The organism is Caenimonas aquaedulcis, from assembly GCF_015831345.1.
In the GTDB taxonomy this organism is placed as follows: Bacteria; Pseudomonadota; Gammaproteobacteria; order Burkholderiales; family Burkholderiaceae_C; genus Ramlibacter; species Ramlibacter aquaedulcis.
The window spans coordinates 589,269-612,070 of record NZ_JADWYS010000001.1 but is presented as its reverse complement, the minus strand read 5'-3'; the positions used below and the strand labels follow the sequence as shown (position 1 = coordinate 612,070).

22 protein-coding genes are annotated in these 22,802 nt (G+C 68.5%); 8 read left to right on the top strand and 14 right to left on the bottom strand.

Translation table 11 applies throughout. The features are described 5' to 3' along the window. Positions 1-7: 7 nt before the first annotated feature. The 3 genes from I5803_RS02785 to mltG are packed head-to-tail and all read right to left on the bottom strand — an operon-like array spanning position 8 to position 2,639. Positions 8-1,012, bottom strand: coding sequence for a DNA polymerase III delta subunit-related protein (locus I5803_RS02785; RefSeq protein WP_196984895.1), 1,005 nt, complete (start codon positions 1,010-1,012; stop codon positions 8-10). Next, the gene (tmk, locus tag I5803_RS02780) at positions 1,000-1,644 is read right to left on the bottom strand and encodes a dTMP kinase (protein ID WP_196984894.1); all 645 of its coding nucleotides are present in this window, start codon (positions 1,642-1,644) and stop codon (positions 1,000-1,002) included. The genes I5803_RS02785 and tmk overlap by 13 nt, the downstream gene beginning before the upstream one ends. After that, a complete protein-coding gene (mltG, locus tag I5803_RS02775; RefSeq protein ID WP_196984893.1) occupies positions 1,641-2,639 on the bottom strand; it encodes an endolytic transglycosylase MltG in 999 nt (332 codons plus the stop codon). Before mltG ends, tmk begins: the two co-directional genes overlap by 4 nt. A 54-nt stretch (positions 2,640-2,693) precedes the next feature. Between mltG and ygfZ the strand changes: the two genes are divergently transcribed. Beyond that, positions 2,694-3,611 carry a CAF17-like 4Fe-4S cluster assembly/insertion protein YgfZ gene (gene ygfZ / locus I5803_RS02770; RefSeq protein WP_196984892.1) on the top strand — a complete coding sequence of 306 codons (918 nt, stop codon included), beginning with the start codon at positions 2,694-2,696 and terminating at the stop codon, positions 3,609-3,611. On the opposite strand, the gene I5803_RS02765 is transcribed toward ygfZ, so the two are convergent. The 3 genes from I5803_RS02765 to I5803_RS02755 are packed head-to-tail and all read right to left on the bottom strand — an operon-like array spanning position 3,587 to position 7,623. Further along, positions 3,587-5,845, bottom strand: a complete 2,259-nt coding sequence (locus tag I5803_RS02765) for an O-antigen ligase family protein (protein ID WP_196984891.1) — start codon at positions 5,843-5,845, stop codon at positions 3,587-3,589. The two genes, ygfZ and I5803_RS02765, sit on opposite strands and share 25 nt — an antisense overlap. 3 nt (positions 5,846-5,848) lie before the next feature. Then, positions 5,849-6,715: a YbgC/FadM family acyl-CoA thioesterase gene (locus tag I5803_RS02760; RefSeq protein ID WP_196984890.1), complete on the bottom strand. Its 867-nt coding sequence runs from the start codon at positions 6,713-6,715 to the stop codon at positions 5,849-5,851. Then, positions 6,712-7,623, bottom strand: a complete 912-nt coding sequence (locus I5803_RS02755) for an alpha/beta hydrolase (protein ID WP_196988436.1) — start codon at positions 7,621-7,623, stop codon at positions 6,712-6,714. The genes I5803_RS02760 and I5803_RS02755 overlap by 4 nt, the downstream gene beginning before the upstream one ends. 164 nt (positions 7,624-7,787) lie before the next feature. Between I5803_RS02755 and I5803_RS02750 the strand changes: the two genes are divergently transcribed. Together I5803_RS02750 and gbd are read left to right on the top strand one after the other, a co-directional pair. Then, positions 7,788-8,321: a hypothetical protein gene (locus tag I5803_RS02750; RefSeq protein ID WP_196984889.1), complete on the top strand. Its 534-nt coding sequence runs from the start codon at positions 7,788-7,790 to the stop codon at positions 8,319-8,321. A gap of 89 nt (positions 8,322-8,410) precedes the next feature. After that, positions 8,411-9,547 (top strand): 4-hydroxybutyrate dehydrogenase, encoded by a 1,137-nt coding sequence (gene gbd / locus I5803_RS02745; RefSeq protein ID WP_196984888.1) that lies wholly within the window; start codon positions 8,411-8,413, stop codon positions 9,545-9,547. Here the strand turns inward: gbd and I5803_RS02740 are convergent. Together I5803_RS02740 and I5803_RS02735 are read right to left on the bottom strand one after the other, a co-directional pair. Next, complete coding sequence (locus I5803_RS02740; RefSeq protein ID WP_196984887.1) at positions 9,517-10,629, bottom strand: acyltransferase family protein; 1,113 nt, start codon at positions 10,627-10,629, stop codon at positions 9,517-9,519. The genes gbd and I5803_RS02740 overlap by 31 nt on opposite strands. Further along, positions 10,626-11,714 carry a phospholipase gene (locus I5803_RS02735; RefSeq protein ID WP_196984886.1) on the bottom strand — a complete coding sequence of 363 codons (1,089 nt, stop codon included), beginning with the start codon at positions 11,712-11,714 and terminating at the stop codon, positions 10,626-10,628. Before I5803_RS02735 ends, I5803_RS02740 begins: the two co-directional genes overlap by 4 nt. A gap of 133 nt (positions 11,715-11,847) precedes the next feature. On the opposite strand from I5803_RS02735, the gene I5803_RS02730 reads away from it, so the two are divergent. Next, positions 11,848-12,900, top strand: a complete 1,053-nt coding sequence (locus I5803_RS02730; protein ID WP_196984885.1) for a PLL family lectin — start codon at positions 11,848-11,850, stop codon at positions 12,898-12,900. Between the two features lie 21 nt (positions 12,901-12,921). On the opposite strand, the gene I5803_RS02725 is transcribed toward I5803_RS02730, so the two are convergent. Next, entirely contained in the window at positions 12,922-15,252 is a 2,331-nt protein-coding gene (locus tag I5803_RS02725) for a Tex family protein (protein WP_196984884.1), read from the bottom strand. A 132-nt stretch (positions 15,253-15,384) separates the two neighbouring features. On the opposite strand from I5803_RS02725, the gene I5803_RS02720 reads away from it, so the two are divergent. Both I5803_RS02720 and I5803_RS02715 read left to right on the top strand, forming a co-directional pair. Next, positions 15,385-15,909: a hypothetical protein gene (locus I5803_RS02720; protein ID WP_196984883.1), complete on the top strand. Its 525-nt coding sequence runs from the start codon at positions 15,385-15,387 to the stop codon at positions 15,907-15,909. A gap of 49 nt (positions 15,910-15,958) precedes the next feature. Beyond that, complete coding sequence (locus I5803_RS02715; protein ID WP_196984882.1) at positions 15,959-16,684, top strand: DUF1223 domain-containing protein; 726 nt, start codon at positions 15,959-15,961, stop codon at positions 16,682-16,684. Here I5803_RS02715 and I5803_RS02710 read toward each other — a convergent pair. After that, positions 16,646-17,626 carry a LysR substrate-binding domain-containing protein gene (locus I5803_RS02710; protein ID WP_196984881.1) on the bottom strand — a complete coding sequence of 327 codons (981 nt, stop codon included), beginning with the start codon at positions 17,624-17,626 and terminating at the stop codon, positions 16,646-16,648. The two genes, I5803_RS02715 and I5803_RS02710, sit on opposite strands and share 39 nt — an antisense overlap. A gap of 83 nt (positions 17,627-17,709) precedes the next feature. Between I5803_RS02710 and I5803_RS02705 the strand changes: the two genes are divergently transcribed. Together I5803_RS02705 and I5803_RS02700 are read left to right on the top strand one after the other, a co-directional pair. Beyond that, positions 17,710-18,000, top strand: a complete 291-nt coding sequence (locus I5803_RS02705; protein ID WP_196984880.1) for a DUF2917 domain-containing protein — start codon at positions 17,710-17,712, stop codon at positions 17,998-18,000. 60 nt (positions 18,001-18,060) lie between these two features. Further along, entirely contained in the window at positions 18,061-18,564 is a 504-nt protein-coding gene (locus I5803_RS02700; protein WP_196984879.1) for a hypothetical protein, read from the top strand. A 13-nt stretch (positions 18,565-18,577) separates the two neighbouring features. Here the strand turns inward: I5803_RS02700 and I5803_RS02695 are convergent, their stop codons facing one another. The 4 genes from I5803_RS02695 to I5803_RS02680 are packed head-to-tail and all read right to left on the bottom strand — an operon-like array spanning position 18,578 to position 22,784. Further along, a complete protein-coding gene (locus I5803_RS02695) occupies positions 18,578-19,123 on the bottom strand; it encodes a methylated-DNA--[protein]-cysteine S-methyltransferase (protein ID WP_196984878.1) in 546 nt (181 codons plus the stop codon). Between the two features lie 10 nt (positions 19,124-19,133). Next, positions 19,134-20,087, bottom strand: a complete 954-nt coding sequence (locus I5803_RS02690; RefSeq protein WP_196984877.1) for a glutathione S-transferase family protein — start codon at positions 20,085-20,087, stop codon at positions 19,134-19,136. A gap of 24 nt (positions 20,088-20,111) precedes the next feature. Then, complete coding sequence (locus I5803_RS02685; RefSeq protein WP_196984876.1) at positions 20,112-21,752, bottom strand: isovaleryl-CoA dehydrogenase; 1,641 nt, start codon at positions 21,750-21,752, stop codon at positions 20,112-20,114. 15 nt (positions 21,753-21,767) lie between these two features. Then, positions 21,768-22,784: an NADP-dependent oxidoreductase gene (locus I5803_RS02680; RefSeq protein ID WP_196984875.1), complete on the bottom strand. Its 1,017-nt coding sequence runs from the start codon at positions 22,782-22,784 to the stop codon at positions 21,768-21,770. Positions 22,785-22,802 lie beyond the last annotated feature (18 nt).

The following is a 22,802-nucleotide window of genomic DNA, read 5'->3' as shown; positions in this document are numbered from 1 at the left end:
TTGCGGTTCAGTGCCTTGAGTTTAGGGCCGAGCGGGCCCCGCTCACAAGGGATTCGAGCATGAGTCCCGCATTGAAGGGATGCTCCACGGTGCGCGCGGTGCGCATGAGTTCGCGCGACCAGGCCGCCATGGCGCCGGCCGGGCCAGGCGCTGGAAGGTCCGCCGTTTCGAAAAAGCGAGGCGCCGCGCCGCAGGCCGTCGCGAGTAGGTCGTGGCAAAGCTTCTGCAGCGCATCGAGCGCCTGGGCCGGCGCCCAGCCCGACACCACGGAGACATCGCCGCGCGCAACCGCCTTGGGCAGGCGCGCCCACGCCGCGGGGTCGAGCCCAGCGCGGGCATAGGCCAGGGCATCTTCCGGCCGGCCCCCTGCCGCGCGCAGCAGCTTTTTCGCCACAGCGGGATCGACGTCCTGCCTTTGCAGCCAGGAAAGCGAGTCCTCTTCACCCGGCCAGACCATGGTGTGCGCCAGGCAGCGGCTGCGTATCGTGGGCAGCAGCTGGTGCGCGGCTTCGCTCGCCAGCACGAAGCGCAGGTCCCCGGCCGGCTCTTCCAGCGTCTTCAGGAGGGTATTCGCCGTGACGTGGTTCATGCGCTCCGCCGGGTACACGAGCACCACCTTGCCGCGCCCTCTTCCGCTGGTGCGCTGCGCGAATTCCACGGCGTCGCGCATTGCATCGACCCGGATTTCCTTGCTGGGCTTGCGGTCCTTCCCGTCGATCTCCTTTTGCGCCTTCTCGCCCAGCGGCCACTCGAGCTCCAGCATCAGGGTTTCGGGCATCAGCACGCACAGGTCCGTGTGCGCGCGCACGTCGAACGCGTGGCAGCTGGCGCAATGCCCACAGGCGCCTTGCGGTGTCGGTTCGTCGCACAGCCAAGCTCTGGCGAGCCGGATGGCGAGGCCGTATTGGCCGAGTCCCGAGGGGCCCTGCAGCAGCCACGCATGGCCGCGCTGGGCCAGGAGGCGCTCCGCCTGCGCGGCGATCCACGGCGGACCCGCGTTCACTTCAGCCATCCGCGCGCCTCCAGGCAGGCTTGCACGCTCTGCCACACCGCCTCGCGCGGCCGGTCGGCGGCGATGCGCTCGAACCGGCCGGGGTCGGCTTGCATGCGCGCCTCGTATCCGCTCGCGACCCGCCGGAAGAATTCGACGGGCTGCGACTCGAACTTGTCCGGGACGCGCGCGCCTGCGAGCCGCTGCGCCGCCGTCTCCGGCGCAAGATCGAACCAGAGCGTTACATCGGGTTGGCGCAGGCTGCCGGCGGGCAGGGCCTCGACCGCCTGCACCCAGCGCTCAAGCCCGTGCAGCACGTCGAGATCGAATCCCCGGCCCGCGCCCTGGTAGGCGAAGGTCGCGTCGGTGAAGCGGTCGCACAGCACCACGTCGCCGCGGGCGAGCGCCGGCTCGATCACCTGCAGCAGGTGGTCGCGCCGTGCCGCGAACATGACGAGCGCCTCGGTCAGCGGATCCATCGCTTCGTTCAGCGCCAGGGCGCGCAGCTTCTCGGCCAGCGGGGTGCCGCCGGGCTCGCGCGTCACGGTCACCTGCCGGCCCTGCGTGCGGAACGCCTGCGCGAGGCTCCCGACGTGGCTGGACTTGCCCGCCCCGTCGATGCCTTCGAAGCTGATGAAGACGCCCCTGGTCATGGGCGATTGCGCTGGTACTTGTTCACCGCGCGATTGTGCTCGTCGAGGGAGCCGCTGAACTGGCTCGTGCCGTCCCCCCGCGCGACGAAATACAGGGCCTTGCTTTCCGGCGGCTGCACCGCGGCCAGGAGCGATGGCTTGCCCGGCATCGCGATCGGCGTGGGCGGCAGGCCCGAACGCGTGTACGTGTTCCATGGCGTGTCGGTCTGCAGGTCCTTCTTGTGCAGGTTGCCGTCGAACGACGCGCCCAGGCCGTAGATGACCGTGGGATCCGTCTGCAGCGGCATGCCCGCGCGCAGCCGGTTGGTGAAGACCGACGCGACCATGCCGCGATCGGCCGCCTTGCCCGTCTCCTTCTCGACGATGCTCGCGAGGATCAGCGCCTCGTCAGGCGTCTTCACCGCGGCGCCGGGCGTGCGCTGCGCCCACGCGGCGGCCAGGCGCTTGTCCATGGCGCGCATCGCGCGGCGCAGCACGGCGATGTCGCTGGAGCCCTTGGCGAACGTGTACGTGTCCGGAAAGAAGCGCCCCTCCGGATGCACGCCCGGCCGGCCGAGCATGCTCATCAACGCGTCGTCGTTCAAGGCGCGCGAATCCTGCCTGAGCGCATCTTCCTTCGCAAGCGCCGCCCGCACCTGGCGGATGTTCCAGCCCTCGACGAACGTCACCGCCCGCAGCGACTCCTCGCCGCGTGCGAGCTTGGACAGCAACGTGACCGGGGTGATGCCCGATTCCAGCTCGTAACTGCCCGCCTTGATCTGCCGCCCCTGGCCCGACACGCGAAACCACGCGTACAGCAGGTCGGGATTCACGTCGACGCCCGCGTCCTTCACGGACTGCGCGACGCCGCGCGGCAAGGTGCCGGGCTCGATCGAGAGATCGACGGAAGGCGTGGCGAGGCGCAGCGGTTGATGCACCCACCACCAGCCCGCGACACCGGCTGCGATGGCGGCCAGCGCCGCGAGCAGGAAAACCGTCCCCAGGAATCTGCGCACCGGTTGCTGCCCCTATGCCATCTGTTGAATTGGAGCGACGATGATAATTCAGGCATGACTGATGCCCTGAATGGTGTAACACCGCTGAGCCACCTCGGCGTGATCGTGGTCGAGGGCGACGACGCCGCGACCTTCCTGCAAGGCCAGATGACGCAGGACTTCGCGCTCCTGGACATGGCCCATGCGCGGCTGTCCGCGTATTGCACGGCCAAGGGGCGGATGCAGGCGAGTTTCATCGGCATCCGGACCGCCCCCACGGCATTCCTGCTCGTGATGAGCCGCGACATCCTGGCGCCCACGCTGAAGCGCCTGTCCATGTTCGTGCTGCGCGCCAAAGCCAGATTGCGCGACGCAACGCCCGACCATGCGCTGTACGGTGTCGCCGGCGACGCAGTGACGCGGAACCTGCCGGCCGCCGGCGAGCCGTGGGACCGCATGGACATCGGCCCTGCAAGCTTCGTGCGCCTGTACCCGGCCGACGGCCAGGCGCGTGCCCTGGCGATCGCACCGGCTGGCAGTGCGCCGCCCGAGGGCGCCACGATGGACGAATCGCGCTGGCAATGGGGCGATGTGCGCGCGGGTGTCGCCACCATCACCGCGCCCATCGTCGAGGCACTCGTGCCGCAGATGCTGAACTACGAATCGGTCGGCGGCGTGAACTTCAAGAAGGGGTGCTACCCCGGGCAGGAAGTCGTGGCGCGCAGCCAGTTCCGCGGCACGCTGAAGCGCCGTGCTTGGCTTGCGCACGGCGACGCGCCTATGTCTGTGGGCCAGGAGCTGTTCCATGATTCGGATGCGGAGCAACCCTGCGGCGTGATCGCGCAGGCCGCTGCCGCGCCGGCGGGAGGCTGGGACGCCATCGTGTCCCTGCAATTGGCCGCCACGGCCGGCGGCGCCGTGACACTGGGCGCGCCCGACGGCCCGCGCCTGCTGTTGCAGCCGCCTCCTTACCCGCTGCTCGCCGACGTCTGAGGGCGCGGCGCGGCGGGCACCGCGCCCGGCACGCGCATCTTCGCTGCGTAGTCCGCCGGCATCTGCTGCAGCACGCCCTCGCGCCGCGCCGGCGGGATCAAGGCGAGGCCTTCCCGGTACGCGGCCACCGCCTTGTCCGGCGCCTTGGCGCGCAGCGCATACATGTCCCCGAGTTGAAGCCAGCCTTGCACCGCGCTCTGCGGCCAGCCTTCGATCTTCAGGCGCATCGCCCTATCGGCGAACGCGTAGTCCCCCGCACGATCCGCCAGCACGAAAGCGGCGCTCGCGAGGTCGAAGTCCACGATGCCCTGGCCGATCGACTCGCGTGCGCGCTGCAGGGCCTGCGCCTCTCGGCCCGTGCGGCTGAGCAGCACGACCTCGAGCGAGCGCACCGCCGGTGCATTGGGCTGGATGCGCTGTGCGCGCTCGAAGTAGCGCTGGGCGACGTCGGGCTGGCCGATGCTCAGGTACCCCCGCGCCACGTTCGCAAGGATCGCGACGACATTGGGCCGCGAGGACAGCACACTCTCCCAGATCCAGATGGCGTTCTTCCAGTCGCCCCAGCGCGCGAGCTCGTCGGCCACCATCGGCGTGATCTTGCGGTAGTGCGGATTGAGCGCGACGCCGTCCCGGATGAGCGCGAGCATCTCCTCCTTTTTCGGGTTCCAGCGCGGATCGTTCGGGTTCGCGGAGCCCGAGATCGTCAGGGCAATCTTGGTCGCCGAGACGATCTTGCGTTCGCTCTCGGCCGCGTGCAGCGTGATGTAGGCCGCGAGGGCCAGACAGCCGATGGCCGAGCCGATCAATGGATTCGCCATGGCCGGGTTCCAGCGCATGCGCATGGCGGACCAGCGACCCGCGATCCCGAGCCGCGCGTCCGACGCGGCGATGCCCGCGAGGCACAGCGAGAACAGGGCGCCGGTCGCGGCCATGCGCCACGGAAAACCCACGTTGCTCACGATCATCAGCGCGAGCAGGCTGCACAGGAACATCGCGCGCCACGGCGCATCGGCGCGTTCTTCGGGGGTGGCGGCCCTCCAGGTGCGCCACGCCGACACCGCCAGCCAGGCCGCCAGGCCGATGAGGAACAGCCATCCCGCGACGCCGTATTCCGCCAGCAACTGCAGGAATTCGTTGTGCACGTAGTAGTCCGTTTCGAGCTGCGTACCGGCGGCCTGGTACAACGGGATCTCGCTTTCCCAGGCGCCCGCCCCCACGCCCTGCAGCGGCCGGCGCTCGATAACGTTCATCGTCGCCTTCCACATCACCATGCGGATGCCCAGCGATGGGTCGCTGGCGGAGATCGACCCGGTGCGCTTGAAGCCGCGCTCCAGCGCCGTGAGTCCCCTGCCCTCCTCCGCGATGCGCGGATCGCCGGTCGGGATGGAGCCCAGCCCGGCCACGGTGCCGACAAGCAGGCCCGCAGCGAGCACGCGCAGTCCGCGGTTCCACTGGAACATGGCCAGCTGTCCGCGGGAGCGCCAGGCGATCGCAGGCAGCACGATGCCCAACTGCAGCCACAGCGCGATCAATGCGCTGCGCGTGCCCGTCATCAGGATGGCGGTGATCACGAATGCCGTGCTGGCGGCCAGCAGCGCGATCACCGAGCTCTTGCGCGCCCGCGCGAGGAGCATCGCCGAGAACGGCAGCGTGCACACTGCGAACTCGGCGAAAAAATTGCGGTTGACGAAGGTGGAGGCCGGGTGCGGGCCCTGGGGGAAGAAGCTGAACTCCGTCCAGAACTGCAGCGCCGCCCAGAGCGAGGTGAGGACGGCGCCGGCGTGGATGCCCCAGGCCAGCGTGGGCAGCCGGTCGCGGGCCAGCGTGTTGAGCCCGAGCCACGCGAGCAGGCTGAAGATGAACCAGCGGATCGACTCGACGCCGCCCAGGAAGGTATGTGACCAGGCCATGCTGCCCAGCGCGTAAGCCATGAGCAGCAGCGGCAGCCACAGCACGGCGTGCCAGCGCAGAGGGCGGCCGCTGCGGCGCAGGTCCCAGAAGAACATGAGCGCCGCGCCCAGCACCGCGATGGAGACGACGATGGACTTCAGCGTGTCCTGCAGCATCTCCTCGTTGGGCACGCCGATGGCCGGCGCCACGAACATCATCAGCGCGAACACGGCGACGATGCCCGCGCCGGCTTCGGGAGGGAGGTTCTGCGAGGGCGCGGCAGCGGGCGGCGCTGCAACGGCGGGGGCTGGACCTTCCGCCCGGGGCTTCCTCTTTCGCGCCATCGGTCAGCCCACCACGAGCGGGCGTGCCATCTCGATATGGGCGATGCCGGCTTCCTCGAAGGGTTCGCCGCGCGGCTTGAACCCCAGGCCCAGGTAGAAGTCTTCCGCGCTGCGCTGCGCGTGCAGCATGACTTCCCAGTCGCCGCGCGCGGACGCTGCTGTCATGAGCGCCTGCAGGACCTGCCGTCCGACCCCGGCGCCGCGCAAGGCACGGTGCACCGCCATGCGGCCGACGCGCGCGATGCCCGGTTCGTGCTGCAGCAGCCGCCCGGTGGCCACGGGCTGGCCGAGCCGGTTGTAGGCGACGGCGTGGAGGGCGACCGCGTCGCCATCGTCCCATTCCATCTCCGCCGGAATCTTCTGCTCCTGCACGAAAACCTCCGTGCGCAGGCGCCCCGCGTGTTCGCCGAGGTCTTTCCAGCGCCCGGTATCGACTCGGACCATGGCCTCGCCCGCCTCGTAGCCGAGCAGCGTTTCGCGCAGCGCCTGCGGGATCGGGCGCGAGGTCTGCGTCGCGGGATCGGCGAAGACGTAGATGAGCTCGCACGTGATGAGCAGCTGGTCGCCGCAGAAGATCGCACCGGTGAACGTCATCGACGAGTTGCCGAGCTTCGCGCACTTGAGCGCGACGTCCAGCCTGTCGTCCATGCGCGCCGAGGCGTGGAATTCGACCGTGGCCTTCTTCACGTAGAGATCGCCGCCCAGCTGGTGCATTGCCTCCTCGTACGGCAGGGCCAGCGCGCGCCAGTAGTCGGCGACGGCCGTGTCGAAGTACATGAGGTAGTGCGCGTTGAACACGATCTTCTGCATGTCCACTTCGGCCCAGCGGACCCGCAGGCGGTGGAAGAACCGGAAGTCTTGTCTTTTCATGGTGTCAGGGCGGACGCGAGGGCCCGCGCGGCGTCGGAATGGGCTTGTCTGGCTTCTGGAAGTGCACGGCCCATCTTGATGAATTCGTGGGTGACACCGCGGTAGATCTCCAGATCCACGGCGACGCCGGCAGCCCGGAGTTTATCCGCGTACGCGATGCCGTCGTCCACTAGCGGGTCGCACTCGGCCAGGCCGAACCAGGCCGGCGCCACGCCTTCCACGTCGGGCGCCTCGAGCGGCGCGAAACGCCAGTCGGCGCGGTTGCCTCGCGCGATGAACTGGTCGAAGAACCAGTCGATGTGTTCCTGCTCAAGCACGAGGCCCTGCGCGTATCGCGTGTGCGACGGCGCGTCGGTGGTGGCGGCGCAGCCGGGATAGAAGAGCAGTTGCAGCGCGACAGGCAACCCCGCATCGCGCGCGAGGATCGCGCAGGTGGCCGCGAGCGTGCCCCCCGCGCTGTCGCCGCCCACGGCCATCCTGTCCGTGCGCAGTCCGCGCTCGCCGCCGTGCGCACCGAGCCACTGGAGCGCATCCCATGCGTCGCCGAACGCGGTCGGGAACCTGAATTCGGGCGCGAGGCGGTAACCCACCGACACGACCGCGCATCCGCTCAACCGGCTCAGCTCGCGGCACAGGATGTCGTGCGAATCGATGCTGCCGATGGTGAAGCCGCCCCCATGGAAGTACATCAGCGCCGGTAGTTTTTCTTCGCTGGGGGCATAAAGCCTGGCGGGAATTGCGTAGCCATCGGACGCCGCGATGCGGAAGTCCTCGACACGGGCGAGCGGCGCCTTGGGCACTTCGAGCACGCCGGAGCCCTTTTCATAGGACGCCTTGGCGTCGGCCGCGGTCTGCGTATGGATGGGCGCGTAGCCCGCGCGCGCCATGCGTTCGAGCACGGAGCGCATGGCGCGCGTGAGTTGCGGGTATTCGGGAAGGAAAGTCACGAAGGCGTAAGGTGAAGCGGGCTTTGCATCCTAACCATTCATCATGAAGAAGTCACAAACAAGGACTGAGTGACGAATCGATGCGGAGATGATCGGAGCCCCTCAACAACAAATGCAAAACCGAGATGCTTGTTTCCGCGTTTCCCCGCAAGTCGCAAATAGCCGCAGCCGTCGCCGCACTGGCGCTGGCCGCGGCGGTGAGTACCGCCCATGCCACCTTCCCCGGCGAGAACGGCGTCATCGTGTTCGACAATCCCGTCAACTCGATGATCGGCAGAGTCGCCCCCACGGGCGGAGCTCCCACCTATGTGCTGACCACGGTGCTGTCGTCCTCCGGCCCGACCGCCACCATCAGCCGCCAGGTGCGTTATGCCAGCAGCTGGGGACCAGGCTTCGTCAACGTCACGGTGCCCAGCGCCCTGCCTTCCACCACTGACATTGCCCTGACGCTCACGCCCTCGGGCAACGCGCAGCTGATGTACACCGATCAGCACGGCGCGTGGTTGCAAGAGCGCAGCAACCCGATCCAGGCAGCCTCCTGGACATCGGCGGTGCCCAACACCTCGATCGCCACCGGGGCAACCACCGCCTCCATCTCCGCGCCAGCGAGCGGCACCGGTCCCAGCGCCGCTGTGTTCGTTCGCGCCTCGGCTCAGTAGGCCGCCGGCAAACTGCGGGTATTAGAGGAGGCACGGGCGAGCGCCGTGGCGGTACAGTGGGGCTTTCCACCGTACCGCGCGGACACGCCATGGCCTTCATCTACTACCTGACCCAGATCCAGTTCGACTTCGGCGCCGTCAAGCTGCTGAAGCAAGAATGCGAACGCGTGGGCATCACGCGCCCGCTCATCGTCACCGACGCCGGCGTCAAAGCCGCCGGCGTGCTGCAAAAGGCGCTGGACGCTCTGCCCGGTATGCCGGTCGCGGTGTTCGACCAGACGCCGTCCAACCCGACCGAAGCCGCCGTACGCGCGGCAGTGGAGATGTACAAGTCCAACCGGTGCGACGGCCTGATCGCCGTGGGAGGCGGCTCGGCGATCGACTGCGCCAAGGGCGTCGCGATTTCAGCCACGCACGAAGGACCGCTCACGCAATACGCCACCATCGAAGGCGGCTCTGCGCGCATCACCGACAAGGCGGCGCCGCTCATCGCCGTGCCCACCACCAGCGGCACCGGCAGCGAAGTCGCCCGCGGCGCGATCATCATCGTGGACGATCACCGCAAGCTCGGCTTCCATTCCTGGCACATCCTGCCCAAGGCGGCGATCTGCGACCCGGAACTCACGCTCGGCCTGCCGCCCAAACTCACGGCCGCCACCGGCATGGACGCCATCGCGCACTGCATGGAAACCTTCATGGCGCCGGCGATCAATCCACCCGCCGACGGCATCGGCCTCGACGGGTTGGAGCGCGGCTGGGCGAATATCGAGCGTGCGACGCGCAATGGCACCGATCGCGAGGCGCGCTTCAACCTGATGAGCGCGTCGATGCAGGGCGCGATGGCATTCCAGAAAGGCCTCGGCTGCGTGCATTCCCTGAGCCACAGCCTCGGCGGCGTCGACCCGCGCCTGCACCATGGCACGCTGAACGCGATGTTCCTGCCAGCCGTGATCCGCTTCAATGCGCAGGCCGAATCGGTGCGAAAGGAAAAGCGGTTGGAGCGCATGGCACACGCGATGGGCCTCGGCTCGGCGGGCGACATCCCCGAAGCGATCAAGGACATGAACGCGCGCCTGGGCCTGCCCACGGGACTCGCCGCCATGGGCGTGGAGCGCGGCATGTTCGAGCAGATCATCAAGGGTGCGCTGGCCGATCACTGCCACAAGACGAATCCGCGCATCGCGACCGCGCAGGACTACGAAGAGATGCTCGCCGCATCCTTGTAGGGCGCGGCGGGCCGCCCCTGCATCACACGCTTGCCCCAGCGCCGCAGCGGAGATTCGAACCATCGCTCGCTCGCGGCCGCCGTGAGGCAGCTCAAGGCGAGAACCCCCGCGAGAATGGCCAGCCGGGCGGGCCATGCAAGCGACGCGGGCTCGGTGGCGGTGATGCGCGGCAACACGAACCACGCGAACCCGAAGAAAAAGATCGGATGCAGCAGGTAGCATCCATAGGTAATGTCGCCCAGCCATGAGGCGACCGGTGCCAGCCGGCCCTTCACATTCACCTGGCCGCTGAGGAACACGACGAGGAAGCACGCGCAGAACAGCACCGTCCCGCGCCAACCGAGCAACTCGTCGCCTTGCAGCGGCGCATTCAGCGACACGAGCAACAACCCCATCGCCAGCCAGAGCCCGAACCCATGGGCCATCGACAACGGCGCAGCGCCCGAACGCCGCCAATGCCCGATCACGCAGCCGCCAAAGAAGTAAGCCGCGAAGGCCGGCACCTGGTGATAGGCAACCGCACTGGCCGCATAGCCCGCCGGTGATCCGGCTGTGTGCAGGACCCACCCTGCCTGCAACAGCACCAGCAAGGTGCCTGTGGCCACACACCATACGGGCTTTCGCAGCGCGGCCAGAAGCAGGGGGAACACAAGGTAGTAGACGAACTCGATGCCGAGGGACCAGCCGCCCACGAGCAGCGCCCACACGGCGGGATCGTCGAAGCCGAAAGCGAAACTCGCGTTGAGCGCGAACCGGCGCGGCAACTGGTCCACCCACTGCCCGTTGCGCAGCGACAGCATCGCAACGAACACCACACACAGCAGGATGTAGAGCGGCGCGAGCCGCAACCACCGTACGAGGATGAACGAGGCGGCCTCGCGTGGCGTGGACAACTTTCCCTCGTAGTTGTAGGCGAGGCTCGCGCCCGAGAGGATGAAGAACATGTAGACGCCGTAGCTGCCCAGTGTGTTCACCGCAGCGATGTCCTGCCAGTACATCAGGTGATAGGACGCAACGCCCAGCGCGCACAACCCGCGCAGCAGGTCCCAGCCGAGGATGCGTCCGGAGCCGGGAGAGCTCACAGCGGCTCCACTCGCGACATGTCGGGCCGCGCAAGCCATTGCGCGAACTCATCGGCCAGTTGCCGGCTCGCCTGCGCGGCCGCCGTCCAGGCCTTCACCCGCGATGCGAGATCTGTCCCGAAACGCGTGAAATCCGTGCGATCCGGAAGCTTGCCACCCGGCAGTGTCTTCACCCAGTGCGGGTCCGGCGCGAGCACGATGGTGTTGTCCAGGAAATGCGTCGCGCCGTGCCGCCACTTGAGGCCCTTGTCCAGCCAACCCGGGACGACCGACTTCTGGAAGTGCGGATACAGCACCAGCCCTCTGCCTTTCGAGGCGTTGTAGTTCAGGTGCAGGTGGTAGTCGGTGATGCCGCCGTCCCAGTAGGCACCCGGCGGCGCGCCGGGAATGTCGTGGATGGCCTTCAGCACGAAAGGAATCGAGCAGCTGGCCTGCAACGCCGCGTTGAAGTTCGATTCGGTGAGCGCGACCTGCCGCGTGCGGTAGTCCGTCGTGCCAAAGGGGAGGAGCGCAGGTGATCCGTCGCCGGGCGTCGAGAACACCACGCGTTCCAGCCAGGCGCCCATCGACTTGCGGTGGATTGAATTCGTCAGGAACGCACCGAGATAGCCCAGCGGCGTACCCACACGGTGTTCCCGGCGGAGCACGTGGCGGCCACGCGATGTGACGATGTGCAGCCGGTAGCGCGGATGTGCCAGCACCTCCCCGACACGGCCGCCGTAGAACGATTGCAGGCTTTCCCCGAAGCGCTCGCTGACGTGCGCCGCGGTCGGTGTCCTGCGGCCGGGCTCCAGCGCGTAGTCCTGCGAGATGTAGTCACGCTCCAGCCGCTCGAAGGCGGCCACCGGATCGTCCAGGCAAGCGGTGGCCATGCGCCATGCGCCGATCGAGGCGCCGACGAGGTGTACCGGTTGCGTGGAGGTCGCCAGCCACTCGCCAAAGATGAACCGGTCGAGCGGGCCGAGGATGAGCCCCTTGGGACCGCCCGCCGCCCCGGGGACGACAGCGACATCCGCCGCCTGCAGGCCATGGCGCTCGAGATGCGCCCGCGCCTGCGGCCCGGCATAGATGCGAAGTGCGGTCATGTGCCGATTCTCTCAGGCCCGCAACTTCACTTCTCGCGCCCCTTCCATCATGAAAAGGTCACGCAACGATCAGCCATTCAAAAAGGCACCGCCGTAATGATGCGATTGCCCCCACCACCCCAAGGACCATCCAATGCCTGCTTCTGCACTTGTCTCCAGAGCGCGGATATCCGCCGCCGTTGCCGCACTGGCCCTGGCGGGCGCGGCCGGCAGTGCCCCCGCCACTTTCCCCGGGACCTGCTACCTGGGCTCATCGGCAGGCCATGACGTCCCCTTGCCGGCAGGCGGTGGAGGTGGCGAATTCCTTGTGAGCCGCTGCGCGGTCACCTACATGCCCGATGCCGGCAAGGCTGGCGGGGTGCGCATGCAGGCCATTGCCATCGGCTCGGACGGCCGGGTCTATCACAGCGCGCAGGCCGACTCGAGCGCGCGCTGGTCGGCATGGAAGATCGTGCCCGGCCGGGATGGCGCGGGCGCGGGACTCTTCGCCAGGAAGATCGCGATTGCGGGCAGCAAGGACGGCAGCTCGGAGATCGTCGTGGTCGCCCAGGACGGTGGCGTGTACCACACGGTGCGCGACGCACATGGCGCCTGGTCCGGTTTCCAGCCGCTCGAAGGGCCGGACGGCCCCGCTTTTGCTGCGCGCGACGTCGCCATCGCCATCGGCGGGAGTAGTGCCGTCATGCCCGGCACCGCACAGGTCGTCGCCAGCGGCCTGGCTGGCGGCGTCTTTCACCTCGCCGGCACGCGTACCGGCGCCCGCTTCCAGCCCGTGCCGGGTGCTGCGGAGATGGACGCCGACCAGCTGGCGATCGCGGCCGCGGAAGACGGCACGGCCCATTTACTGGCGACGGTCAACACCGGGTCCGGCAGCAGCGTCCAGCGCCAGTTCCGCGACGCCTCCGGAAGGTGGGATCCGTCCTTCGTGAAAGTGTCCCTGCCGCTTTCGTCCGTGCCGTACAACATTGCGCTGACGCTCTCGCGGGCGGGTCACGCGCAACTTCTGTACACCGACCAGAGCGGAGCCTGGCTGCAGGAACGCAGCGATCCGTCGTCCGCCAGCTCGTGGAGGACGGCGTTTGCCAGCAGCTTCGTCGCCCCGGCCGCCGTCACCGCATCCATCTCGGCCCCTCCCGGCGGCAGCGGGGGCAGCGCAGTGCTCTACGTTCGCAGGCCGGCGCCGTAGAGATCCGCGCCGCCGCGCCGGCTATTTCCGCAGGCCTTGGAGCTTCGCGAAAGCGCCAGCCATCGCGGTGTTGACCGGTGCGTTCTGCGGGGCACGCTGGCCGCGCCCCGCACCTTCGTATTTGTTCTCGCGCGGTCCGTCACGGCGCGCGGGCGCATCGCCGAGTTTCATGGACAGGCCGATGCGCTTGCGCGCGACGTCCACTTCCATCACCTTCACCTTGACGATGTCGCCGGTCTTCACGACTTCCCGCGCGTCGTTCACGAACTTGTGGGAGAGCTGGCTCACGTGCACCAGGCCGTCCTGGTGCACGCCCAGGTCGACGAACGCGCCGAATGCGGCAACGTTGCTCACGGTGCCTTCGAGCACCATCCCCTCGCGCAAGTCGGCGATGTCTTCCACGCCCTCGTTGAAGCGTGCGACCTTGAAGTCGGGGCGCGGATCGCGACCGGGCTTTTCCAGCTCACCGAGGATGTCCTTCACCGTGATGACGCCGAACTTCTCGTTGGCGAACAGTTCCGGCTTGAGAGTCTTGAGCATCTCCGCGCGGCCCATGACTTCGGCCACCGGCTTGCCGGTCGCAGCCAGCATCTTCTCCACCACGGGATAGGTCTCCGGGTGCACGCCTGTCATGTCCAACGGGTTCTCGCCACCGCGGATGCGCAGGAACCCGGCGCTCTGCTCGAAGGTCTTCGCGCCCAGCCCACTCACTTCCAGCAGCTGTTGCCGGCTGCGGAAGGCGCCGTTCGCCTCGCGCCAGCGCACCACGGCCTTGGCGACGCTGCCGGACAAGCCCGACACGCGCGACAACAGCGGCACGCTCGCGGTGTTGAGGTCCACGCCGACGGAGTTGACGCAGTCTTCCACCACCGCTTCCAGCGTGCGCGCGAGCTCGCTCTGGTTCACGTCGTGCTGGTACTGCCCGACACCGATGGATTTCGGGTCGATCTTCACCAGTTCCGCCAGCGGATCCTGCAGGCGCCGCGCGATGCTCGCGGCGCCGCGCAGGCTCACGTCGACGTCCGGCATTTCCTGCGACGCGAACTCGCTCGCCGAATACACGGACGCACCCGCCTCGCTCACCACCACGCGTTGCAGCCCGGGCAGCTCGTCGCCGGCGCGCTTCATCAGGTCGGCCGCGAGCTTGTCGGTTTCGCGGCTGGCCGTGCCGTTGCCGATCGCGATCAGCGACACGCCATGTTTGCGGCACAGCAGCGCCAGGGTGTGCAACGACCCTTCCCAATCGCGCCGGGGCTCGTGAGGAAAGATCGTCGCGGTGTCCACCAGCTTTCCCGTCGCATCCACGACGGCGACTTTCACGCCGGTGCGGATGCCCGGGTCCAGCCCCATCACCACGCGAGGCCCGGCAGGCGCGGCCAGCAGCAGGTCGCGCAGGTTGTCGGCGAATACCTTGATCGCGACCCTCTCCGCGTCCTCGCGCAAGCGGGCAAACAGGTCACGCTCGCTGGACAGCGACAGCTTGACGCGCCACGTCCATGCGACGCACTTGCGCAGCAGGTCGTCGGCGGGGCGGCCCTGGTGGCTCCAGCCGATGTGCAGGGCGATCTTGCCTTCGGCGATGGACGGCTTGCCCGGCTCCGGCTCGACCGGCAGCGACAGCTTCGCATCCAGCACCTCGAGCTGCCGGCCGCGAAACACGGCGAGCGCGCGATGCGACGGCACCCGGCCGACCGGCTCGTCGTAGTCGAAATAGTCCCGGAACTTCGCGACGTCCGGATTGTTCTCGTCTTTGCCTGTCGCCAGCTTAGACTTGAAGAGCCCCTCGCTCCACAGCCACTCGCGCATACGCTGGACGAGCGCCGGGTCTTCCGCCCAGCGCTCGGACAGGATGTCGCGCGCGCCATCGAGCACGGCGGGCACGGTCGTGAAGTCTTCCCCGCCCTCGCCTTTCTCCGCCTTCACGAAGGCTTGCGCCTGCACGGCGGGATCGAGCGTGGGGTCGGCGAACAGCATGTCGGCGAGCGGCTCGATGCCGGCTTCGCGCGCGATCTGCCCTTTGGTGCGGCGGCGCGGCTTGAAGGGCAGGTACAGGTCTTCCAGTTCCTGCTTCGTCGGCGCGGCCTCGATCGCGGCGAGCAGTTCGGGCGTGAGCTTGCCCTGCTCCTCGATGCTTTTTCGCACCGCCTCGCGCCGGTCTTCCAGCTCCCGAAGGTAGCCCAGCCGTTGCTCGAGTTCCCGCAGGTGGATGTCGTCGAGGCCACCCGTGGCCTCCTTGCGGTAGCGGGCGACGAAGGGGACGGTCGCGCCCCCGTCCAGCAGGTCCACGGCGGCCTGCACCTGGTGCTCGCCGACGCGGAGTTCCCCGGCGATCTGGCGGATGATTTTTTTCATTGGCTAGGACAGCAATTTCGAAGGACGCGGGAGTTTGCCACACCCTCGGACAGCGGGACGGCATGCCCGCTGACACGCAGCTCGGCAGGTCTTCCCAAGAATGAACCATCGAATCAAACAGGGAGATAGAACATGCGTGCGCGCCTCATTTTCATCGTCGTGGTCGCCTTTCTCGCCGCCGCCTTCGCCGGTCTCAACTGGTCCGAGTTCAACCGCGCGGCGCCCTTGAGCTTCGGGGCGTTCGTCACCGATGCGTCGCTGGGCATGGTGATGCTGTTCCTGCTGGGCCTGACATTGCTGGTGTTCCTGCTGAGCAGCGCGGTCCACGAGTCCCGGTTCGTCCTTCATTCCCACCGCCACACCAAGGCCCTGGACGCCCAGCGCGCCCTCGCCGAGAAGGCCGAAGCATCGCGCTTCACCGACCTGCGTGCGCAGCTGGAGACGCACCTGCGCGAGACGCGCCAGCGCGAGTCGATCGTCTCGGCCGAGTTCGAGAAGACGCTGCAGCAGAATCACCGGGAGCTGCGCGCGCAGATGGAGCAGATGCACCGCGCGCTAGCCACGCGCCTGGGCGAGCTGGAGTCCCGGCTCGACGGCCGGCAGGCCCTGGCGCCCGAGGTGGTCGATGTCGCGCCGCGCAATCCGGTGAAGCTGTAAGAAGCGCCATCCTGGCGCGACCCACGGGGAACGACCCGAAGGACGCGCCATGCACCCCCTCCTCCACACACTCGCCGGGACAGCGATGTCCTGCCTCGCCGCAGGAGCGCTTGCGGCCACCGCTTGCCGCGTCGAGTCTCCCGCCAACCTCGTGCCCGTCATCGAGCTCTACACCTCCGAAGGTTGCAGTTCGTGCCCGCCGGCGGACCGCTGGCTCTCCAGCCTCAAGCCTGCCGCAGCGTCCGGCCGCGCCGTGGTCCAGGCGTTCCACGTGGGCTACTGGGACTACATCGGATGGGCGGACCGCTTTGCCAGCCCGGCGCACACCCAGCGCCAGCGCGAAGTTTCCGCGCGCAACGGCCTGACCGGCATCTACACCCCGCAACTCGTACGAAACGGGCGGGACTTCAAGGACTACGCACAGGCTGTCGCCGGCGGGGAGGCCGCGCGCGCCCGCATCGAGTTGCAGCGCCTGGCCGACGATGCTTTCGAGGCCACGGTGTCACCGGCGCCGGACGTCTCCACGTGGTCGGCCTACTGGACCGTCACCGAGAACGGCCATAGCAGCAAGGTGAAGGCGGGAGAGAACCAGGGTGAATTCCTGCAGCACGATTTCGTGGTGCGCCAATATGTACAGGCAGGGGACTATCGCGGCGGCGCCAAGCTCACGCTTCGCAGCGTCCCCGCCTCGGCAGGGCACCCGCGGCAGGTGAACCTGGTGGTGTTCGATCCGCGGTCAGGCCGCCCGCTGCAGGCGCTTTCGCTGGGATGCTGATGCCGGTGGGCGGACCTGTGCTCGCGCCTGCACGCGTGCCTGCTCGCCTTCCTCGTACAGCCAGTGGACGAAATCGCGCGCGTCGCTGTTGCCCTGGGCATGGGGCGCGAGCGCCACGTAGTAGCCGCGCCGCGTGGCGGCCTTGCCGCGAAACGGTGCGACCAGCTGTCCCGAACGCAGCAGCTCCGCGAGCAAGGGCAGCCGCCCGATCACGACCCCCTGCCCCGCCACGGCGGCTGCGACGGCGTCGGCGTATTGCGTGAAGCGAAGCGTGTTGGCCATCTTCAGGCCCTGCACACCCATCACCTGGAACCACGGCTCCCAGTCCACCGTCAAGGCCTCGCCTTGAGGCATGTCGACCGCGAGCAGCGTGTGCAGCGACAGGTCCGTGGGCTTCTTCAGGGGGCGGCGCGCGTCCTGCAACAGGCCCGGCGCGCACAGGGGCTGGACTTCCTCCTCGAAGAGCGCCGGCCCCTCGCCCATGCTGCTCGGCACGAAGCGCACCGCGACGTCCACGCCCGCCCGGGAAAGATCGAGGATTTCCAGCGTCGCGGACATGCGCACGTCCACCTGCGGGTGCGCCGCCGTGAAGCGCGACAGGCGCGGGATCAACCAGAGCGATGCGAAGCCCGGCGTGCAGGTGATCGCGACCTGGCGTGGCGCCGTCCTCGCATGGAGCAGCGCCGCGGCGTCGCGCAGGCGCTCCATGCTGTCGTCGACGGCGCGCTGCATGACGCGACCGGCTTCCGTCAGCGCCAGGGAGCGATGCAGGCGCTCGAACAGCGGCGTGCCCAGGCTGGCTTCGAGTTGCTGGATCTGCCGGCTGACCGCGGACTGGGTGAGGAACAGCTCGTCGGCGGCCCGCGTGAAGCTCAACGTGCGAGCCGCGGCCTCGAAGGCCGGGAACAGGTCCCAGCGCAGTTTCACATTCTCCGTACGCATGCGAGGCATTCCGAATCACCGTTTGAGCAGGGTGGATCGCCCCAGTATATTCATTTGCATACGGAATGCGAAAGGATCCCCCCATGAACGCCACCCCTGCCACCCGCCATGTCCCGGTCGCGCGCCGCGGCCTGCTGAACATCGCCGATGCCGCCGGCGTCCAGGTGCGCTGCGAGCAAGGCTCCGTATGGCTCACCCTGGACAACGACCCGCGCGACATCGTCCTCGAGGCGGGCGATGCGTTCCACACCGACGAGCACGGGCTGATGCTCGTGTACGGGCTGGAAAATTCGACCGTGAGCGTCCGCGAGCCACGGCGTGGCCTCGGCCAGGCGTTGCGCGCGATGACGCGGTTGTCGCTCCAGCCGGCCTGAGCAGGCCGGTCCGGCCTCGGGCAGGCCGGTCCGGCCTCGGGCAGGCCCTAAACTGCCCGCATGGAGAAAATCCGCGCGTTCCTGCGCCATACACTGACCGCCCTGCTGGCGCTGGTGCTGATTTTCGAGGAGTGGGGCTGGGAGCAGCTGGCCGCCCTGCTCGCGCACCTCGCGAAGCTGCCCTTGTGGGGGCGGGTGGAACGGTGGATCCAGTCCCTGCCGCCATGGGGCGCCCTCGCGACCTTCTTCGTGCCTGCCGCGGCCCTGCTGCCGATCAAGTTGCTGGCGCTCTTTTTCATCGGCCGCGGCCATGCGTTCATGGGGCTCGTCGTGCTGCTCGCCGCCAAGGTGCTCGGCACGGCGATCCTCGCGCGGCTCTTCACCCTCACCCAGCCCACGCTCATGCGGCTGCCCTGGTTCGCCCGCTGGTACCCGCGCTGGAAGGCGTGGAAGGACGGCGTGATGGACCAGGTTCGCAGGTCGCCGATGTGGCTCACGGTCGGGCGGTGGAAGGCGCTCGCGAAAGCGCGCTGGGCCGAACTGCGCCGCGGCATGAAGCCTTGATCGCGCGCCGGGCCTAGTCGAACAAGCCCGGCTGCGGCCCGAGCTGCGCCTTCTCGGTCTGCAGCATGCGCAGCTTGGTCGCCACTCCACCCTCCGCGGAAAAGCCGCCGCCGGCATTGCCCGCCGCGAGCACGCGATGGCACGGGACGATGGGCGCGAAGGGGTTGTGGCCGAGCGCCTGGCCCACGGCACGCGCCGCGCCGGGCTCGCCGAGCCGATGGGCGATCTCGCCATAGGTCAGCGTGCGGCCGGGTGGAATCGCGCGGGTGATCTCGTACACGCGCTGCTGGAACGCGGGAACGTCCGCCATGTCCAGTTCCACGTCGAGGAGCGGATCGGGCGCGCCCGCGAGCATCGCCCGCACGCGTCCCACGATGGCGTCCATGTGGGGCGGCACCGGCGCTTCGACCGCCTTCGGAAACCGCTGCAGCATGCGGCGCCGCGTGCCCTCCGCATCGCCTTCGGGCAACTGCGCGCCGGCGATGCCTTGCGGACCCCAGGCCAGGCCGCAGGCGCCGATGGCGGTCTCGAAGATGCAGAAGCAGGTCGCGCCGCCCACCGAGCCCTCCTCAGGCCGCTTCGGCCTTTCGCAGCACGTAGCCGACGCGCGGGAAGTGCACGTGGACGACGCCCGTTCGCGCGTCTTCGCGCTGCAGCGTGTAGTGCGTGCGCGTCGCCGCGATCAGCACCCCTGCCGTGGGTTCGGGGCCGAAAGTCTCGGCCGTCACCGTCACCGCGCTGCCCAGGGGAATGCCGTGGTCGTCCTGGAATGCGCTGTCGACCAGCAGGTTCTGCCCGGGGGGCATCGGCTCCGCGTTCTTCGCCACCGTGACGGCGTCCGCGCTGTTGAGCTTGTCGTGGATGCCGTGGCCGATGGCGGCGATGCGGTCCATCCATTCGCCCACGGCAGGCGTCGCATTGAGGATGTCGGCCATGACGGGCACCTGCACCCGTGTGTACCAGAGCGCGTGGTAGGCCGCGAAATCGGCGACGCAGGGATCGGTGCCGAAGAGGAAGTCGTGCTCCTCCGCCATGTGGGCGATACGGCGCAGGTAGGAGCGATACGACGAGGTCGCGTCGCCCGGCCGCAGGCGGATCATGTTGGCGCTCATCGCCTTGCGGTCCTCGCTGAAAGCCTTCGCCGCCTCGGGCGGCGCCTTCGCGAACACCTGCGCCGCGCCCTTGGGCTGAAGGTTGTAGCCCATCGCGGCCCAGAAGAGGCTGGTGTCGGCCCACTGCGCGAAGATGCGCGACACGCCCTTCAGGTGCGGCGGGTACAGCGTGGGTTCCGCGTGCACATGTTCCAGCACGTCGCAGATCAGGGCGCTGTCGCAGTAAATGTCCGCGCCGACCTGCAGGATGGGCGTCTTGCGGTAGCCGCCCGTGAGCGCGAGCACGTCGGGCTTGGGCATGATCGCCGGGATGGTGACCGACTTCCATGCGAGCTTCTTGTAGCCGAGCACGGCGCGGATCTTCTCGGAGAAGGGCGAGCTCGGGTAGTGGTGCAGGATCAGGTCGGTCATGGAAGTCCTTGGGGGGAACGCATATCAGCAGGGCATGGCGCGGTCGATGATCGCGTCGAACGCGGTCGCGGCGCCCAGGGTGCCGAAGGCCTGCCCCCAGTTGCCCGCGATGCGCGAGTCGCAAAAGGCGGCGAAGACTTCGGCGGGCGCCGCCTGGCAGAGCAGGCTCGCCTGCACCGCGAGCGCGACGTCCTGGGCCAGGCGGCGGGCTTCGACTTCCGTGGCCATCTCCTCGACACGCACGGGCAGTGCCGCCACCAGCCGGTCGAGCGCGGGATGCGCGCCGCGCGCCGGGGAGAGCTCATGCGCGAGCGCGGCGCCCGCATCCGCCTTGCGCAGCGCGCGCAGGAGATCGAGCGCCATGATGTTGCCCGCGCCCTCCCAGATCGAATTGAGCGGCATTTCCCGGTAGATGCGGGCCATGACGCCTTCGCCGCCCTCCTCCACGTACCCGTTGCCGCCCAGGCATTCCATTGCTTCCTGCGCGAAGTGGCTGCCGCGCTTGCAGATCCAGAACTTCGCGATCGGCGTGAGCAGGCGGGCCATCGCATCCTCGTCTGCGTCGCCCCGGCGATCGAAGGCGCGCGCCAGGCGGATGGCGAGCATCGTCGCGGCCTCGGATTCAAGCGCCAGGTCCGCCAGCACGTTGCGCATCAAGGGCTGGTCGATGAGCCGTTTGCCGAAAGCCTGCCGCTGGGAAGTATGGTTCAGCGCGATGGACAAGGCCTGCCGCATGAGGCCGCTCGTGCCCAGCGCGCAATCCAGCCGCGTCATGGTGCCCATCTCCAGGATCTGGGGAATGCCGCGGCCCTCGTCGCCTACCAGCCAGGCGCTCGCGCCATGGAACTCGACCTCGGAGCTTGCGTTGGCTTTGTTGCCGAGCTTGTCCTTCAGGCGCTGGATGCGGATCGCGTTGCGCGAGCCCTCATGGAGCACGCGCGGCAGGAAGAAGCAGCTGAGGCCCGCGGGCGCCTGTGCGAGCACGAGGAACGCGTCGCACATCGGCGCCGAGAAGAACCACTTGTGGCCCGTGATGTGGTAGCGCTTGCCCCAACCGTCCTCGCCGTCGGCGATGGCCTGCGTCGTGTTGGCGCGCACGTCCGAGCCGCCCTGCTTTTCCGTCATGCCCATGCCCATGGTCACGCCGGCCTTGTCGCGCCAGGGCTTCAGCGCGGGATCGTATTCGCGGCTGGTGAGTTTCGGGCCCCAGTCCGCGTAGATCGCGGCATTGCTTCGCAAAGCAGGCGTCACCGCATAGGTCATGGAGACCGGGCACAGGATCGAGGGCTCCAGCTCCGTGAACATCATGAAACCCGCGGCGCGCAGGACATGGGGCGATTCACCCCGGCCCGTCCAGGCCGTCCCGTGCAGCCCGGCGGAAGTCGCCGCCTTCATCAGCACGTGATAGCTCGGATGGAACTCCACCTCGTCCACACGCCGCCCGAACCGGTCATGGCTGTGCAGCTGCGGGCCATGCACGTTCGCGAGCCGCGCGTGCATCTGCATCTCCGCACTGCCGGCCAGCCCCCCAAGCCGCGAGAGCTCCGTCGTCTCCAGCCCGGGCGCGTTGAACTTCAGCGCGTCGCGCAGCGCGCGGTTGCCGTCGAACAGGTCGTAGTCCGCCAGCGGCTCCGGCTGGTTGAAGACCTCGTGCGTCGCGTGCATCGCAGGGCCCCCGGCTCAGACCAGCTTGACCAGCTGCTTGCCGAAGTTGCGGCCCTTCAGCAGCCCGAGGAAGGCTTCCGGCGCGGACTCGATGCCTTGCGCGATGGTCTCGCGGGGACGCAGCTTGCCCGTGGCGACCAGCGTGCCGAGTTCCTTCAGCGCCTCCGGCCAGATGTCCATGTGCTCGCTCACGATGAAGCCTTCCAGCTTGACGCGGTTGGTCAGCAGCAATTGCGGATAGGACATCGGCATCGGCTTGCCGTCGTAGCCCGCGATCATCCCGCACAGCGCGATGCGCGCGAACGCGTTCAGCCGCATCATGACCGCGTCCAGCACCATGCCGCCCACGTTCTCGAAGTAGCCGTCGATGCCGCCGGGGCACGCTTCCTTGATGGCCTTCGACAGCGAGGCGGCGTCCGCGTGCTGCCGGTAGTCGATGCACGCGTCGAAGCCGAGTTCCTCGACCGCGTATTTGCACTTCTCCGCACCGCCCGCGATTCCGACGGCGCGGCAATTGCGCGCCTTGGCGAGCGCGCCGAATGCGCTGCCCACCGCGCCGGTTGCCGCGCTCACGACCACCGTCTGTCCCGCCTTGGGCTCGATGATCTTGACGAGCCCGTACCAGGCCGTGACGCCGGGCATGCCGACGGCGCCGAGATAATGCGAAAGCGGCACGTGCGTGGTGTCGACTTTGCGCAGCGCGCCCGGCTGGTCCGCGCTGGCGACGCTGTACTCCTGCCATCCGCCCATGCCGACGACCTTGTCGCCGACCTGGTACTTGGGCGATTTGCTCTCGGCGACTTCGCCCACGGTGCCGCCCCCCATCACCTGCCCCAGCGGCTGCGGCTGCGCATAGCTCTTCGCGTCGTTCATGCGGCCGCGCATGTACGGGTCGAGGCTGAGGAAGTGGTGGCGCACCAGCACCTGCCCTTCCTGCAGCGCCGGCGTCTCGGAGGTCACGAGCTTGAAGTTGCCGGCGGTGGCTTCGCCCTGCGGGCGGTTGTCGAGGTGGATCTGCTTGTTGGTCGGCATGGTGTCTCCTGGGGTGCG